The organism is Paenibacillus sp. PAMC 26794 (assembly GCF_000316035.1).
GTDB lineage: Bacteria > Bacillota > Bacilli > Paenibacillales > Paenibacillaceae > Paenibacillus.
On the sequence record NZ_ANHX01000029.1, the window covers coordinates 68923 to 85167 of the forward strand.

The 16245-nt window shown below is 46.4% G+C and carries 17 protein-coding genes and 1 riboswitch; of the genes, 2 read left to right on the forward strand and 15 right to left on the reverse strand.

Features of this window, described 5'->3' with window-relative positions; all coding sequences use genetic code 11:
* Positions 1-30: 30 nt before the first annotated feature.
* The 3 genes from D829_RS0114420 to metA are packed head-to-tail and all read right to left on the reverse strand — an operon-like array spanning position 31 to position 3329.
* Positions 31-1203 (reverse strand): aminotransferase class I/II-fold pyridoxal phosphate-dependent enzyme, encoded by a 1173-nt coding sequence (locus tag D829_RS0114420; protein ID WP_017689612.1) that lies wholly within the window; start codon positions 1201-1203, stop codon positions 31-33.
* Positions 1200-2387 (reverse strand): PLP-dependent transferase, encoded by a 1188-nt coding sequence (locus D829_RS0114425; protein ID WP_017689613.1) that lies wholly within the window; start codon positions 2385-2387, stop codon positions 1200-1202. Before D829_RS0114425 ends, D829_RS0114420 begins: the two co-directional genes overlap by 4 nt.
* A 24-nt stretch (positions 2388-2411) precedes the next feature.
* Positions 2412-3329, reverse strand: a complete 918-nt coding sequence (gene metA / locus D829_RS0114430; protein WP_017689614.1) for a homoserine O-succinyltransferase — start codon at positions 3327-3329, stop codon at positions 2412-2414.
* Between the two features lie 235 nt (positions 3330-3564).
* Positions 3565-3688, reverse strand: a riboswitch (SAM riboswitch).
* A 451-nt stretch (positions 3689-4139) separates the two neighbouring features.
* Here metA and corA point away from each other — a divergent pair.
* Complete coding sequence (gene corA / locus D829_RS0114435) at positions 4140-5075, forward strand: magnesium/cobalt transporter CorA (protein WP_017689615.1); 936 nt, start codon at positions 4140-4142, stop codon at positions 5073-5075.
* Positions 5076-5145: 70 nt separating this feature from the next.
* On the opposite strand, the gene D829_RS0114440 is transcribed toward corA, so the two are convergent.
* The 8 genes from D829_RS0114440 to D829_RS0114475 all read right to left on the reverse strand — a co-directional run bounded on the left by D829_RS0114440 (position 5146) and on the right by D829_RS0114475 (position 12479).
* Entirely contained in the window at positions 5146-6147 is a 1002-nt protein-coding gene (locus D829_RS0114440; protein WP_017689616.1) for an HRDC domain-containing protein, read from the reverse strand.
* Between the two features lie 177 nt (positions 6148-6324).
* Positions 6325-7203, reverse strand: a complete 879-nt coding sequence (locus D829_RS0114445) for an ROK family protein (protein ID WP_017689617.1) — start codon at positions 7201-7203, stop codon at positions 6325-6327.
* A gap of 72 nt (positions 7204-7275) precedes the next feature.
* On the reverse strand, positions 7276-7962 hold the full coding sequence (locus D829_RS0114450; RefSeq protein ID WP_017689618.1) for an MOSC domain-containing protein: 687 nt from the start codon (positions 7960-7962) through the stop codon (positions 7276-7278).
* Between the two features lie 30 nt (positions 7963-7992).
* Positions 7993-9099 (reverse strand): phosphodiester glycosidase family protein, encoded by a 1107-nt coding sequence (locus tag D829_RS0114455; RefSeq protein ID WP_152417041.1) that lies wholly within the window; start codon positions 9097-9099, stop codon positions 7993-7995.
* A 5-nt stretch (positions 9100-9104) separates the two neighbouring features.
* Positions 9105-9998 (reverse strand): 5'-3' exonuclease H3TH domain-containing protein, encoded by an 894-nt coding sequence (locus D829_RS0114460; protein WP_017689620.1) that lies wholly within the window; start codon positions 9996-9998, stop codon positions 9105-9107.
* 139 nt (positions 9999-10137) lie between these two features.
* The gene (locus D829_RS0114465; RefSeq protein WP_017689621.1) at positions 10138-10503 is read right to left on the reverse strand and encodes an arsenate reductase family protein; all 366 of its coding nucleotides are present in this window, start codon (positions 10501-10503) and stop codon (positions 10138-10140) included.
* A gap of 420 nt (positions 10504-10923) precedes the next feature.
* Positions 10924-11907: an RluA family pseudouridine synthase gene (locus D829_RS0114470; protein WP_017689622.1), complete on the reverse strand. Its 984-nt coding sequence runs from the start codon at positions 11905-11907 to the stop codon at positions 10924-10926.
* The gene (locus tag D829_RS0114475; protein ID WP_017689623.1) at positions 11904-12479 is read right to left on the reverse strand and encodes a cob(I)yrinic acid a,c-diamide adenosyltransferase; all 576 of its coding nucleotides are present in this window, start codon (positions 12477-12479) and stop codon (positions 11904-11906) included. The genes D829_RS0114470 and D829_RS0114475 overlap by 4 nt, the downstream gene beginning before the upstream one ends.
* 148 nt (positions 12480-12627) lie before the next feature.
* Here D829_RS0114475 and D829_RS0114480 point away from each other — a divergent pair, with 148 nt between their 5' ends.
* On the forward strand, positions 12628-13239 hold the full coding sequence (locus tag D829_RS0114480) for a DedA family protein (protein ID WP_017689624.1): 612 nt from the start codon (positions 12628-12630) through the stop codon (positions 13237-13239).
* A gap of 85 nt (positions 13240-13324) precedes the next feature.
* Here the strand turns inward: D829_RS0114480 and D829_RS0114485 are convergent, their stop codons facing one another.
* From D829_RS0114485 to D829_RS0114500, 4 genes are all read right to left on the reverse strand, one after another.
* Positions 13325-13867, reverse strand: coding sequence for a bifunctional adenosylcobinamide kinase/adenosylcobinamide-phosphate guanylyltransferase (locus D829_RS0114485; RefSeq protein ID WP_017689625.1), 543 nt, complete (start codon positions 13865-13867; stop codon positions 13325-13327).
* Positions 13868-13905: 38 nt separating this feature from the next.
* Positions 13906-14457 carry a hypothetical protein gene (locus D829_RS0114490; protein WP_017689626.1) on the reverse strand — a complete coding sequence of 184 codons (552 nt, stop codon included), beginning with the start codon at positions 14455-14457 and terminating at the stop codon, positions 13906-13908.
* 168 nt (positions 14458-14625) lie between these two features.
* Positions 14626-14892, reverse strand: a complete 267-nt coding sequence (locus tag D829_RS0114495; protein ID WP_017689627.1) for an aspartyl-phosphate phosphatase Spo0E family protein — start codon at positions 14890-14892, stop codon at positions 14626-14628.
* A 143-nt stretch (positions 14893-15035) separates the two neighbouring features.
* Positions 15036-16244 carry an aminotransferase class I/II-fold pyridoxal phosphate-dependent enzyme gene (locus tag D829_RS0114500; RefSeq protein WP_017689628.1) on the reverse strand — a complete coding sequence of 403 codons (1209 nt, stop codon included), beginning with the start codon at positions 16242-16244 and terminating at the stop codon, positions 15036-15038.
* Position 16245: the final 1 nt, after the last annotated feature.

The following is a 16245-nucleotide window of genomic DNA, read 5'->3' on the forward strand; positions in this document are numbered from 1 at the left end:
CACATAGGCGTATTCCGGTACCCACTTTTTCTAGGATTCCTGAAGTGCTTGTTCCAAATCGGCAATCAGATCATCGATGTCTTCCAGACCAACAGAGAAACGAAGCAACCCATCTGTAATTCCACGATCACGGCGAACCTCGGCCGGCATTGCCGCATGAGACATCATCGCAGGGTAGGACAGAATGCTCTCTACAGCTCCCAAGCTTACAGCAACAATCGGTAACTTCACCCGGTTAAGAACAGCCTTTGCTCGATCCCCTGAACCGACATCAAACGAAACGACAGCTCCATATCCTGTTGACTGGCGCTCATGGGCCTCACGGCCCGGATGATCTTCCAGTCCAGGATAAAAGACAGCGGTAATATCACTGCGCTCATTAAGCCATGCCGCCAGTTTGGCTGTGCTTTGTTCACTATGAGCCATGCGAGCACCCAAGGTTTTCATCCCGCGCATCAGAAGCCAGGATTCTTGTGCCCCGAGTACAGTTCCAAGTCCATTTTGCAACTGTTTCAGTTGTACGCCAAGTGATTCCGTGCGAGCAACCGCTAACCCTGCCAGTACATCACTGTGACCTCCAAGAAACTTCGTAGCACTATGTACGACGATGTCCACACCAAGCTCAATTGGACGCTGATAATACGGTGTCATAAAGGTGTTATCCAGAATCGTGATCAGGTCATGTTCCTTCGACCAGTCAGTTACAGCAGCGATATCCGTAATTCGCAGTGTAGGGTTCGACGGTGTTTCCATATAAACTGCCTTGGTGTTTGGCTTGAGTGCCGCTTTTACTTCATCTATATTGGTCATGTCTACAAAGGTTGTCTCGATCTGCATACGGCTTAATATGGAAGTAAGCAAACGATACGTACCTCCATATACGTCTTCCGTTACAATCATGTGGTCCCCTGCGGAGAACATCATGAACACGCTTGAGATCGCAGCCATCCCCGAAGAATAGGCGAATCCTCGTGCTCCACCCTCCAGCAATGTGATGTAATCTTCCAAAGCCTGACGTGTCGGATTACCCGAACGACTGTAATCATGTTGAGGCGGATTGAAGATATCAAAATGATGGAATGTTGATGCTTGATAGATCGGTACACTGGAGGCTCCAGTCGTTTTGTCAATCTCATCGCCAAAATGGAGCAACTTGGTATCAAATTTCAACTCGGAATTGGGCTTGTTGTTGGACTCACTCATGAGTGCACGCCTCCTTCCACTTCCTGTTGTGCAGCTGTCAGAGCATTGCCGAGATCTGCAATCAGATCATCCGCATGTTCAATGCCTACGGAGAACCGGAGCAGACGGTCATCCACACCTACGGCTTCACGAATTTCAAGAGGTATATCCGCATGAGTTTGTACCGCTGGATAAGTCATGAGAGATTCCACTCCACCGAGACTTTCGGCAAAAGCAATGAGTTTGATATGACGAAGTAATGGTTCAACATAACGTGCATCCTTCACTTTGAAAGAGAAGATACCAGTGTTACCCGTGGATTGTTTATTCTGTACCTCATACCCCGGATGATCCGATAGGCCTGGATGATACACTTCACCAACCGCCGGATGCTCAAGCAAGTATTTGGCAATGGTAAGCGCATTGTGCTCATGACGCTCCATGCGAAGAGCCAAGGTTTTCATACCTTTCATCAACTGGTAGGAATCACTTGGAGATAATACCGCTCCGATGGAATTATGGAGGAACGCCATCTCTGCAGATAATGCCTCACCCTTGGTTATAATTAATCCGGCCAACACATCATTGTGTCCGCCCAGATATTTGGTAGCGCTATGAATGATGATATCGGCACCCAGTTCAATCGGACGTTGGAAAAATGGAGTCAGCAACGTATTGTCAACAATGGTCAACAGGTTGTAACTTTTCGCCCAGGAAGCGACAGCTTCCACATCTGTGATCATCATCAACGGATTGGTTGGTGTCTCAATAAATACAGCTTTGGTATTCGGCTGACGAACATTTTCCAGTGCTGCAATGTCATTTGTATCCACATAACTTGCGGTTACACCGAAACGGGACAAGATCCGTTCAAGCAGACGATAGGTTCCGCCGTATAGATCCAGCGATACAATCAGATGATCCCCTTGACCGAACATGGCAAAGATGGTTTGTAGCGCGGCCATACCTGAGCTACAGGCAAATCCTGCATCACCGGACTCCAGCGCTGCGGCCGCCTCTTCCAACACTTTGCGAGTTGGGTTGGTCGTACGAATATAATCAAACCCCGTGCTTTGTCCAAGCTTCGGGTGGCGAAACGCAGTGGATTGATAGATCGGAAAGTTAATGGCGCCTGTAACCGGTTCATTGATGGACCCAATTTGTGCTAAGCGGCTTTCGATTTTCAACTTGTTGTTGTCTTCCATTGCTGCATCCTCCTGTAATCTCGATTAGATTTGCGGGCCAATATCGTAAGGTGTTTCTTGATACACATAGTAATTGAGCCAATTAGAGAATAATAAGTTGGCATGAGCGCGCCAAGTAGCCGGTGGCACACGGGAAGGGTCGTCATTCGGATAATAATGTCTAGGCAATGCAATATCCAACCCTTTGGCTGCATCCCGGTCATACTCCCATTTTAATGAGAACGGGTCATACTCGGCATGTCCTGTAGCAAAAATCTGTTTGCCGTCTTTGGTAGCAACCAGGAAGATCCCCGCTTCCTCGGATTCAGCCAAAATCTCAAGTTTCTCGTTCTTCTCAATATCTTCGCGTCTCACTTCCGTATGACGGGAATGTGGAACATTGAATACTTCATCGAATCCACGTAACAACGGAACATGAGGTTTGTTGATGGTATGCGGGAAAACGCCAAAACACTTCTCATCAAGTGCAACCTTGGGTACGTCAAAATGATGGTATAAACCTGCCTGGGAAGCCCAACATATGTGGAGAGTTGAAGTCACATTGGTTTTGGTCCATTCGAAGATCTCCTGGATTTCATTCCAATAGTTCACGTCTTCGAAATCCATCTGTTCCACCGGGGCACCCGTAATAATCATTCCATCGAAACGGCGGTGCTCAATCTCATCGAAGGTTTTATAGAACAGATCTAAATACTCCTGAGACGTATTCTTCGACGTATGGGATTTGGGATGTACGAGAACGACATCGACCTGAATAGGCGTGTTTCCCACCAGACGAAGCAATTGTGTTTCGGTCGTTTCCTTTGTGGGCATCAGGTTTAATATAGCGATACGGAGTGGACGAATATCCTGCTGATATGCAGAAGTTTCATCCATGACGAAGATATTCTCTCCTTCAAGTACTTCTTTTGCTGGTAGAGTATCGGGTATTTTGATTGGCATAGTAAGTCTAACTCCTCCTTGTGCATAGATAGATGCAGCTACCCCTGGCTTGATGTCTTCACATCAGTACAGTTATAGACTGCCTTGAGCTTGTAAAAACATTGAATTGCTCTTTCATCCAACGTTACGAACAACCTCAAGTTCCTTAGCGAAAATCACTGCTGAGAAGTCGGGGCATATGACAAAGACCTTCCTCGGATTTCGAGAAAGGTCATATGTAAATAGATATGCGCCTCTCTCATCTCTCAGTTACAACAGTGCCACTTGACACTTGGTCGCTGCAAGAATTAGCACCGTACGGTATACCGCCGGTTGCCGGGTTTCATCGGGCCAGTCCCTCCACCTACTCTTGATAAGATTTCGCTGTATTAGATTGTAATTTAATATGGTTCACCGTCTACTTTATTACATTAATGCCCTCACGTCAAGTTGCAGTTCGATGTCTGCGTTCCAGATCGGAACCGTTCATCATCCGTTGTCATACACTGCCTCAGGGCGCGAAATAGACACATTTTTGCGCTTGAAAGCACCTTGTACCAGCGGTATACTAAACAAGGTGTTATAAACCCTTATGTGAGAGGTGACATATTAAATGGATGGCGACCCGAGGCCTGACTGGCAGCCGAATTCCGACAAACTGCATAGAGAATTGACATCAGCATGCCGGCAGCGGGACGTGACTTCCGTTTGATTATATAGTGAACGCAGCCCTGATCTCCAGGCTCCGCTGCCGACCGGCTGATTTGTTCTTTTTGCGCCCATAATGATAATATCCGCCAAGTTGGCGGGTGCAGAAGGAGTAGATTAACAATGAAAATCCGGTTGGTAAACAACGGTGTATTTATTCCGGTGGACGACATTCAGCAGGCGCTGACTCCACCAGCGGAAGGATTTTACTGGATTGATGCAGACGTAGACGATTTGGCGGTACTTCAGCCGTTGTTCTTGATGCATGATCTGGCTGTGGAAGACTGTCTTAGTGATGAAGAACAACGTCCGAAGATTGAAATTTATGAGAACCATTATTTTATTGTGATTAATAGCATCCGTTTCGATGATGAAGAGATATTTCTACGTGCGGTTAACCTTTTCCTCGGCAGACATTTCATTATCAGTGTTACGAAACAGAAAGTCAGCGAATTGCGCACACTGAAACCGATCCTGTGGGAACAGGAAATCAGTACGCCGGATCGTCTGCTGTATTTGCTGGTTGACTTGATTGTTGATAATTACTTTACCGTAGGTGACCGAATTGAAGCTCGTATTGAGAAGCTTGAGGAAGACATTCTGATGCACACGAAAAAGTCACATCTGAGTGAAATCATCGGGCTGCGCAGTGAGATTCTGTGGCTGAAAAAAGTCCTTGGACCTCAGAAAGAGGTCATTAATACACTGAACAAAAAAGATCTGCGTCTCATCGATGATCAACTGCAAAAGTATTTTAGTGACATCTATGAGAATGCTGTAAAAATATCGGAAACCTTTGAGACGTATCGCGACCTGATGGGCAACTTGCGAGAAGCCTACCAATCCAGTATTGCGAACCGGGCGAATGAGATCATGCGTGTCTTTACCGCCATTACTACGGTCTTCATGCCACTGACGGTCATTACCGGTATATACGGTATGAACTTCACCAATATGCCAGAGCTTAACTGGAAATATAGCTATTTTGTTGTGATTGGCCTGATGGTTACACTGGGCCTGAGCATGTTCTTCATTTTCCGCAAGAAAGACTGGGTATGAACTCGTATGAAATAACAAAGACGAAGCGCTCCTCCGGGAGAAACGCCTCGTCTTTTTTCATTTCTGATCATTAACCAACATTCTTCTCTGTCTCTGCGTGCCGACGAAAGCGGATTCGAATCATGCGCAGTCTTTCATAGACCTGCTCCAGACTTCCTCCATCGGGTTTCTCTCCTCCATACACCTTATGTAATACTGGCTTCAGGAACGTATCTCCCAGCTCCTCATACGCACTCCATACGGCCTCTTGTTCGTTCTCTGGCATCACTGCCAGCTCCACATCAAGAAGACAATCGGTGTCATAACCTTCGTGATCCAGTGCCTCTAACAGCTCAACCAATTCGCGTCGGGATAATCCGGATCGATTAACAATCTCCTCTAACGTATATCCTTCCTTCATGCCTTCAAGCACCTGCTTGCGCGTGGTGAACTTATCAAGTTCCTGCTTGTACTTCTGCTCTCTCTGCTTGTATAACCAGCTCTCATACTCTTCTTCCTTCAGCGCCGTGTATACCCAGTCCAGCGGGAATGTCGTTGAACGCTCCAGCCCGTTCGTAATCTCCATCCATTCCGCACCATAGTCGGTTGCTTTGCTCTCTCCTACGCCCGGCAGTTGCATCAGTTCATCCAGCGATTGCGGAACAAAGGCACTGATCAAACGTAGCAGACGATTCGTTGCAATAAAATACGGTGCCTTCCGGTCAGACACGGCTCTCTTCCTGCGCCATGTGCACAGATCCGTATATAACTGCTCATTGCCGTATAGCTCACTGTAACAATGGAGCCGCTGTCCACCATAACTGCGTGACTTCAGATCATCATTCTCATGAAATAACCCCTGCAACTGCGGTCGGTACCCCTCACTCATCTGTATGGCAAGCTGATGACGGTAAATATGAAGCAGCTCCTCCCAAGAAGTCCCTTCATACCAGATGCTGTCCTCACGCTCTCCTTCCTCGTAGCGACTCCATCCCAGCTGCCAACTATCTTCCTCTTCCCCAATCCATAACTGTGCATACTCTGCATTCTGATCTGACATTCTGGACAATCTGTTCATGAAAATGACTTCCATTTTCCGTTCCCTCCCTTTAACATTTCAGCCTATACGGGTTAGTTACGCTACCTGCAGGCAGCACAAAAAAACACCTCTCCTGCAAAATCCATGCAAGAGAGGTGCTTCCTCATTAACCGTACTATGCTGTTGCCCATATCATACCACAATGGTAAAATTCGTCAATCCCTTAATGACCTACTTATTCAATGCCAACTTGGCAAGCGCCAGCGAACCACACAGACCCGCATTGTCGCCAAGTCCTGGTGAAACAACATACTGGTCAATCTCGGATTGAAGTGCCGGATGCTGAACGTATCCAGCCAGTAACTCCTGCAGTTTGCTACGAACCATCGGGAACAGGTGCTCCTGCTTCATTACTCCGCCACCCATGACGATTTTCTGCGGAGAGAGAATGAGAACATAATTCATCAGTGCATGTGCCAGGTAATGTGCTTCAATCTCCCAAGCTTTATGATCTGCAGGCAGTTCATAAGCCGGTTGCTCCCAACGTTTGTTAATGGCCGGTCCTGCTGCAAGGCCTTCGAGGCAGTCACCATGATACGGACAGAAACCCTCGTATGTATCCTCCGGATGTCTGCGTACAATGATATGTCCCATCTCTGGATGTGACAATCCATGGACCATTTTACCGCCAACCACAGCGCCTGCACCAATACCTGTACCCACAGTGATATACAGACAGCTCTCAAGACCTTGTGCAGCGCCCCAGGTTGCTTCTCCAAGTGCCGCACCATTCACATCCGTATCAAATGTCATCGGTACATCAAAATGCTCCTTGAGCTTGCCAATCACGTTATATTGTCCCCAATGTGGTTTCGGTGTTGTTGTGATATAACCATATGTTGGGCTTCCTTCAATCGGATCAATCGGGCCAAATGAACCTACGCCCAGAGCTTCAATGCCTTTGCCTTCAAAAAACGAAATCACTTGAGCCATGGTCTCTTCCGGTGTTGTTGTTGGAAAACTTACGCGTTCCAAAACTTCTCCGTTTTCTGTGCCAATACCACATACAAATTTGGTTCCGCCTGCTTCAATTGCGCCTAAGATCGTCATGTTAGTCACACTCCCAAGTTAGTTTAAAAAGGAATTCGGATTGCTTTACTTGATGACACTATAATTACCCTGCTAATTGTTCTCCAGCTTGGACAATCGTTTCATTAACGTTTGCCTCCAGCTGTCTGACAGCGCAGGAATGGCCAGCAACGCCTGGATACCATCGACATTTTCTTTCCCCTGATGCATTATTCGATTGGCTTCAAGAACCGTCATTGATGCAGGATCGGTGCTGATCCGTCGAAATATCGATGAAGGCCTTACCTCACCTTCTTGCAGTACACGAAAGTAAAAGCCGGTATATCCACTCTCCTGAAAATAAACAGGCAGCTCCTTATAATCATACCTCGCACCCAGCTTGAAGCAAGGTTGTCTGGGCTGACTGACCTGCACTGTGGCTTCGCCCAACTCGTACACATCACCAATCCGGACGTCTTCTTCGGCACAGCCTTCAACTGTCAGATTTTCTCCACAAGCTCCCCAATCCAGCTTGCGATCCATCAGTTGTTCTAGCACCGGATAACGACTGTAATCGTATACACAAACGGCTTTGTCAGGGCCGCCATGATGCACCAGATCCGCCTGCGCGTCCCCTGTCATTCCAGTGAATGACAGGAAAACCGCGTCGGATACAGGATGTTTCACAATGCCGCTCAGCACTTCACGCTTCTGCCCAGGGAGCGGCTGCGGCAGTCCTACATTAATGGCCAGAACAGCTGTATTGCCCTCCCCTGGCTTTCGATCAGATGTGAGTGTCATTTGCGTCATACCTCCCATAATCACTTTCTTTTAACGCACAGAGCCGCCAAATACAAGTGTATTACTCAAAAGCCGACCTGGAGAAGTCAGCATTTTTCCCCCGGCATACATGCCTGAGGATGCACCACCATCCAGATTCATGGCCTGTTTGGCACCAAGCTTCTGCATCACCGCTGCCCACTCCTTGATTGTTGCTCCGGAAACGGTAGCCAGCATAACAGAACCGTCTGCCATGATCGCAATACCACTTCTGGCTCCCGAAGCATTAAGAATCTTGGCATCCTTGAAACCTTCGCTCGTCGGATTTACAGCTACCTTGCCGTCTTTCACCAGACGTGGTCCTGCTCCCACAGCAGTCACTACATCTTGCCAAGGGATCTCTTTGCCTGCTGCGTTCGTATACTTATAATTCATTTCTACGGTCGAACCAACGGTGAAACGATCCGAAGAAGACTTCTGGTTACCTGTGAAGACCAGTACCGAGCCATTCTTAGGAATCGCCACATTTGTATTGGGCACTTTTTTGGTCACAATACCTTTCTCCATAACAACCGCAGTGCCACCTTTGAACCCGACTGTGGCACCTCGTTCAGGCGTATACAGCATCGTAATGCTTGCATTCGCTGAAGGTGTTCGATTAATAAAGGTTGCATACCAACTCCGTGATTTACCTTTTGTATCCGTTACTTTACCTGTCAAACTCACCTGAAGTGAATCCATGATCGCCGAGCCGTCTTCCTTAAATCCGATGGATGTTCCGTATCTTCCAATATGTATGACCTTACCATTTGCTATTAACATACCGTATGGATCTGGTGCTCCGTTATATGCTTCAAAAAATGCTCCGTTAATAGCTGCTTGTGCACCATAGGCTTTCACGATCGATGGCAATGTTGCCGTCTGGCCAACTTGCTTCTTCGCGAGTCCCACAGTAACCGGTGTTCCCTTTGGAATCGAAACGGTCTGTACGGTAAAATTACGTCCTGCTGCTTTTACTTTCTGTACTTTGGTGCTAATTGCTGCTTTGGCATCCACTGTCTGTGGCGCACTTACTGCTCCCGAAAGAATTACGGGCAAGGCGAGGACGAGGGCCATAGCCCCTGTCCACCACTTTTTACCTGTTCGTACGTTCTGCATGTTGCTCACCCTATTGCCACTCCCATCCAAGAGCCAAGGCTCTTCATCTCAAGTTGTTCAAACTTGTCCATCACCATATCCGGATCAAGACGCAATTCACAGATATCCAGCGCACAGGCAACCGGAACAGCACAATGAATCTCTGCCAGTTTGCGGGACAGATGAAGCATATCCAGATCATTCTCAATCTTGTTACGCACCGAAGGGGTCAGTTTATCCATGTTACTCAAAATCCCTTCAATGGAACCGTATTCCTGTACAAGCTTCAACGCTGTTTTCTCACCAATTCCCCGTACTCCGGGATAATTGTCGCTGGCATCTCCCATCAGACCCTTCATGTCAATCACTTGACGAGGTGTCAGTTGTTTCTCAGCCATGAGCGTTTCAGGATTATACACCATGTAGTTGCCATGGCCTTTTTTCATAATGATGATACTCGTGCGGTCATTGATCAGTTGCAACATGTCGTGGTCACCCGTCAGTACCATAACATTCATATCGGTCTCTTCGGTATAATACTTCGCAAGCGTCCCGATGCAATCGTCGGCTTCGAATCCTTGTGCACCTATATTCGGAATACCCAGGCTATCCATCACTTCACGAATCAGAGCAAACTGGGGAATCAGGTCATCCGGAGCTTCGGCCCGGTTGCCTTTGTAGGCTGCATATTCTTCACCGCGGAATGTCTTACCGCCCATATCCCAACAACATACGACATGACTTGGCCCAAAAGTCTGAACCGCATCCCAGAAATAACGGATAAATCCGTAGACTGCGTTGGTAGGCAATCCTGCCTTTGTACGTCTGATATATCCGCTTGCAGATGTCGCATAAAAAGCACGGAACAACACCGCCATACCGTCTACCAGCAACAAAGTAGGTTCATTACGTTGATTCACTTGAATTTGTTCTCTCCTATCCAAATCTAGCATATAAATTATCGAAACTAATTCTATCATTATAGCATAGTTCCGCCAACCATCGTTCAGCCAAAAAAGCCCTGAATTTTGAACAATTCAAGGCCGATATTCAGCGCGTTTATGCGTTATTCCATTCCTGCTCGTACGTTTCTTCCTTGAATCCAACCGTCACCTTTTCTCCATCCGTAACGATCGGACGTTTGATCAGACGACCATTGGAAGCCAACAAACGAATCTGTTCATCAGCGGACATGCCCGGCAGCTTGTCCTTCAATTGTTGTTCTTTGTACACTTCCCCACTCGTATTAAAGAACTTCTTCACTTCCAGTCCGCTCTTTTGGATGAGTTCTGTTAGTTCAGATTCTGATGGCGGTGAGTCAAAAATAGGAATTAACTCCAGCTCATGTCCTTGAGCTTCAAGCCATTTTACAGCTTTGCGGCATGTGCCGCATTTGGCATATTGATATACTTTTAGGTTACTCATTGATTTGCCTCCTCGTGTGGCTCCGGTTTCGACTTCTCGCTTCCCTTGGTTTGCTTCGCAAATCCAAAAGTCGCTCCAAATCGATACCATCGCCATGCAACTTTACTGACTTTTGCAAATGAAATCAAAAACTCACATTCGCTATATTTTTTTGGATCAAGACCTTACTACTTTGCTTTAATCACTTTAAAAGCATTTTAAAGTTTGGACATGTTAACAGATTTATTATGAAAATGCTAAACATCCATACATGAAACCATTGAACCATAAAGATTAGCCTACGGCATGTTGTTCGGGTGCATTAAGCACCCCTCACATGGAATAGCCCACTAGCGTTGAACCTCAACCAGGGCTTGCCGTACAGAAAGCTATGACACAGGGTTCGTATCTAAGGAAATCTAAGAGCCTCGTCGCAGCTTATTACAGTTCTTCTCTGGGAGCTGCCTCATCATTCAAACGCTTCTCCAGCGCGGCCATATCTGCTGGAAAAGGAGCCTGGAACGTCATGCGTTCCTGTAGAATTGGGTGTTCAAACGTCAATTCACAGGCATGTAATGCCTGGCGTTCGATCCAGGTATCCCGTTCCTCCCGAACAGCCATTGTCTGCTCATCGATCTCATGCACAGGTAGTGTCTTGTACATTCGATCACCGATTAATGGACAGCCGATGGACGTCATATGTACCCTGATCTGATGGGTTCTGCCACTTTCCAGCTTAAGACTTACTGCACTTGCACTGCCCCCTGACCAACGTGTTAAGGTCGTGTACAACGTTCTTGCAGCGTAGCCATCAGGTGTTACGATTCGGCGGTGTGGCTCTTCAGGATCGCGGTCAATCGGTCCGTCCACCGACCCTTGTTCCGGGACAGGGCTGCCGTGCACAAGCGCAATATATTTCTTATCCACCGTTCCTGCAATCATCTGTTCAGACACATGCTGATGTACATAGGGATTCTTGGCTATCGCCAGCACTCCTGACGTCTCTTGATCAAGTCGATGAATCGGTCTGAACCGGAAGCGCTCACCCTTGGATTTCCAGTAATGAACGACTCCATTTGCCAAAGTACCCGTGTAATGTCCATGCGTCGGATGAACGATGATGCCCGCATCCTTGTTGACAATAAGCAAGTGCTCATCTTCATACAGAACGGTAAATGGAATAGGTTCAGGCAAAATATCATCCGATTCCTCTTGCTCCATCCGAACTTCAACGACATCACCCGCAGCTACCTTCACGCTAATGTACACGCGCTCTCCATTAAGCATGACACCTTGCTCCGTCAGCTTGATTTTGGACAAAAGCTTACGCGACACCAGCAGCCGCCGCTGAAGCACGGTCTTCAGCAGCCAGCCATCTTCTTGTTCGGTCACCGTGTAGACAATCGGCGAATAATATTGGCTCATTCTTTGCGGCGGAAGACTTTTTTGCTCCGCACATATTCAATATCCGCCACCTGTTGTCTCGCGTTGGCCGTCCGTGCAACCACGAAGAAGTAATCAGACAGTCGGTTTAGATACCTCCGTACAGACGGATTAATATCTGTATGTTGTCCGAGTGTTACCGTGCGACGCTCTGCGCGACGACATACAGTACGGCACACATGAAGAGCAGAAGAAAGCTGACTGCCACCAGGAATAATGAATCGTTCCACTTTTGGATTCTCTGCATCATACTGGTCGATCCATTGTTCCAGACGTGTGACCATTTCATCTCTCACCTTATATTTGGTCTCACTAATCTTCACGAAGGCCAGATCCGACCCGCAATCAAACAGTTCCTGCTGAACTTCCAGCAGATGCTCACGCAGATCTTCAAATTCCCCTTGAGCAGAGTCAATAAAGCTGATCGCCTGGCCTACAAAACAGTTCAATTCATCAATCGTGCCATAAGCCTCAACTCGGTCATCATCCTTGATGACGCGTCCACCGATGACCGAAGTCTGTCCTTCGTCACCTGTTCGTGTATATATGCCCATCGTTATCCCTCCAATTGGTAATATAATAATGAATACGGGAATGCCATTTTTTCAGAAACCCGTCTATCGCTTTACACGTATATAAGAATTGGTGTGCTCTGCCGAGTATACGACAAATCGAAGGAAACCAAAAGTAAAGGAGACGATTATGCAAAACTGGATAACCGATTTCATGGAACAATACGGCTACATAGGCATTGCACTCATTATTGCTCTTGAGAACGTATTTCCCCCGATTCCATCCGAAATCATCTTGCCGTTTGGCGGATTCATGACCACCTATACCAGTCTCACTCTTCCAGGAGTTATTATCGCCGCAACTATTGGCTCTGTCCTTGGTGCTGTGATCCTGTATGGTATTGGTCTACTCATTGACGTCGAACGCCTTGAGAAAATTGTGGAACGCTGGGGACATGTTCTGCGCATCAAAAAAGAGGATATTCACCGTGTCGATGCATGGTTTGACAAATATGGCATGTGGACCGTATTATTCTGCCGAATGGTCCCGCTCGTCCGTAGTCTTATCTCCATTCCCGCAGGCATGTCCAATATGAAATTTGGTTTATTCCTTCTCTTTACAACCATTGGTACATTGATCTGGAATGTCATTCTTGTCTGCGTTGGTGCTGCGCTTGGCGCATCATGGGAGAGCATTTTGCACTTTATGGACGTTTATTCCATTGTAGTGTACGTCATTCTCGCCATCATTGTCATCGGATGTATCATCTGGTGGATCAGACGTAGCAAAAAACAGAAATAAAAAGGATAGATTAATAAATAAAGCCTCCTCGCCACCAATTCGTGGTTAAGGAGGCTTCTTTATGTCACCCGTTTATGTCATCTCACTATCGTTCATCTTCATTTCGCATGCCCTGACTCTTAAGATCGATAGCCAGACCAGATACCAGCAAGTACATCTTTTCAGCATGTATCTGCAGCATCCGGTTAACCGAAGCCATTCTCGCTGTAAATATTCGTTCTTCCTCGGTAGGATGTAATGTGCCATGCATTTCATTGGTAATCACAAGCAACTTCCCCTGATAAGACAATAACGCATCAAGCAAAAGCTGTGTCTCTGAACGCTGATGATCCAGATCCTCTGTTGCCCTGAAACCGGCAGCCATCCAGGAGGTCAGACTGTCTACAATTACAATTCGCTGATCCGCCAAAAACAGATTGGATTCCCGATTAATCTGGGTGATCACCTCTGTCAGATGCTGACCGTTTCCGGCATGAATGGCACGATAATGAGCGGATGGCAATTCGGGAATAACGGGATCATGATCACCAGTGGATAAATATACACCCTCCCGGCTAATTCCGGCTGCGTACTTGAGGGCAAACCGGGTTTTACCACTACCTATGCCGCCTGTGACCGTAATCAGCAATCCGCTTCCCTCCTTCCATAGCCACTTCTGAATTTTCTTTACTCTGTCAGCGCCTTCAGCACTTTTTTGGATTCTTCGACATTGGAAGATGACACTGGAATGGTGGCGAACAAATTGCTCGCAGCATATTCTACATCTTTAAACATTTTCATATCTTCGAGTGGGATGCCGTAAAGATGTGATTCTTGCTTGAGATCTGAACCTCCATCTCCTTCACCCTTCTCTACCAATACTCCACCCTCAAATACACCCCGTTCAAACTTCTTGGGGTCAAAAGTATCATCCAGCGGAACATTGGAGCCATTACTTCCGTATTGTTTCATGTCGGACTCAGGCAAAATGAAGATATCATGTCCTCCAGCCGCATATTCTACCATAATTTTCTGAACATCATACATTGCACTGGTAATCACTTCCACCTTGGGTTCCTCACCCAGTTTCTGTTGCAGATTGGCCTGTAACTGCTCTGAGATTACAGATGGATTTCCTTGGTTATCAATGATGAAAATGGAAAAACCATCTTTACCTCCACAACCAGCAAGCAGAAAAACGATAGAAATGATTGCAGTAAGCCCCCAAAATCTCTTCATTCCAGTTCCCCCTTTAGTCTCCTATGTCCAATATATCACAATTGTTCCACGCAAAAAAATAACCTGGCTTATCGGGGGATCACCCTGCCTTTACACACAAAAAAAGAAGACCTTCTCAGGTCTCCCTTTCTAATTCGATTAATGAAACGTTTCAATCCAGCATAAACGTTATTTTGCTTTAATCGGGTTAGCCTTCATGTATTCATTAATCTTTAAATCCAGCAAACTGCTGATTTCAATTACAATATCGGATGTGAATGATTTCTCTTCGAGGAAGATCTGTTCCATCTTGCGACGAAGCATATGAATTTCATCTTCCAAGGAAATGTCATGCAAAGATGCGTTATCGGGTTTCACCGACCATCGGTCGCCATGATCGCCTTCTGCCAGATAGTGCCCACGATTCGTCGGTAAATCATATTCAACACAAAACAAAGCCAACCCCTCCTTGGAAAAATGGTTTCCAAATATATGAAAACTTATTTCAAATTTGAATTATATCACATTATTTTGTAAAATAAAGTTATTTTTTTCCAATCATAAAAATGTCACATTTGTAAAAAGATTCTACTTTAGTATTAACCCTCTTTTTTCAGTTTGTAAACAAAGTTTCCTATTCGTTCCAAAGCTTCATTCAATTGGGATACAGAAGTAGCATAAGAACAACGCAAGAAGCCTTCACCCTGAGGGCCAAAAACATTGCCGGGAACAGCAGCAACTTTATTCTCCGTTAACAATCGCTCAGCAAACAGGTCGGAACTCATACCCGTCTTTTGAATGCTCGGGAATGCATAGAATGCTCCCTGAGGTTCATGACAATCGAGCCCAATGTCCCTGAATCCCTGCACAATCAAACGTCTACGCTGATTATACGATTCTACCATCCGATCTTTCTCACCCAAACCGTTCGTCAATGCCTCAAGTGCAGCAACCTGCCCCATGGCCGGTGCACACATTACCGTATACTGATGGATTTTGAGCATGGCTGCAATAAGCTCAGGATGACCACACATATAACCGATCCGCCAACCTGTCATCGCAAAAGCCTTCGAAAATCCGCTTACCAGAATGGTCCGCTCTTTCATGTCAGGAATAGTTGCAAAGCTAACATGCTTTTGCGTATACGTCAATTCAGCGTAAATTTCATCAGCGATCACAATCAGATCATGCTTTTTAATCACTTCAGCAATAGGCAGCCACTCTTCATACGTCATGATGGCTCCAGTGGGATTACTCGGATAACACAGAATAACCACTTTTGACTTCGGTGTGATTCCTGCCTCAAGCGCTTCAGCTGTTAACTTGAACTGATCTTTCGCGTAGGTTTCAACACCAACCGGTATACCGCCACCGATTGAAGCAATTGGTGAATACGCCACGTACGAAGGTTCAGGAATGAGAATTTCGTCGCCAGGTACGATTAATGCGCGCAAAGCCAGGTCAATCGCTTCACTGCCACCCACGGTAACAATAATCTCATCCTTGGGATCGTATTTGGTATCAAACTGAGTATCCAGATATTCACTGATGGCTTCTCTCAACTTCGGCATACCTGCGTTGGATGTGTAGCTGGTCATACCTCTTTCCAGCGAGTATACACAAGCTTCACGCATATGCCAAGGGGTAACAAAATCAGGTTCACCCACACCCAATGTAATAATATCCTTGTTGTCTCCAACCAGATCGAAAAATTTACGAATTCCGGATGGAGGTATCTGCTGCACGAGGGGTGCCAGATAAGATGTCATTTTCTTGTTGTTCCCGGTTGTCTGTTCATTCACTATCATG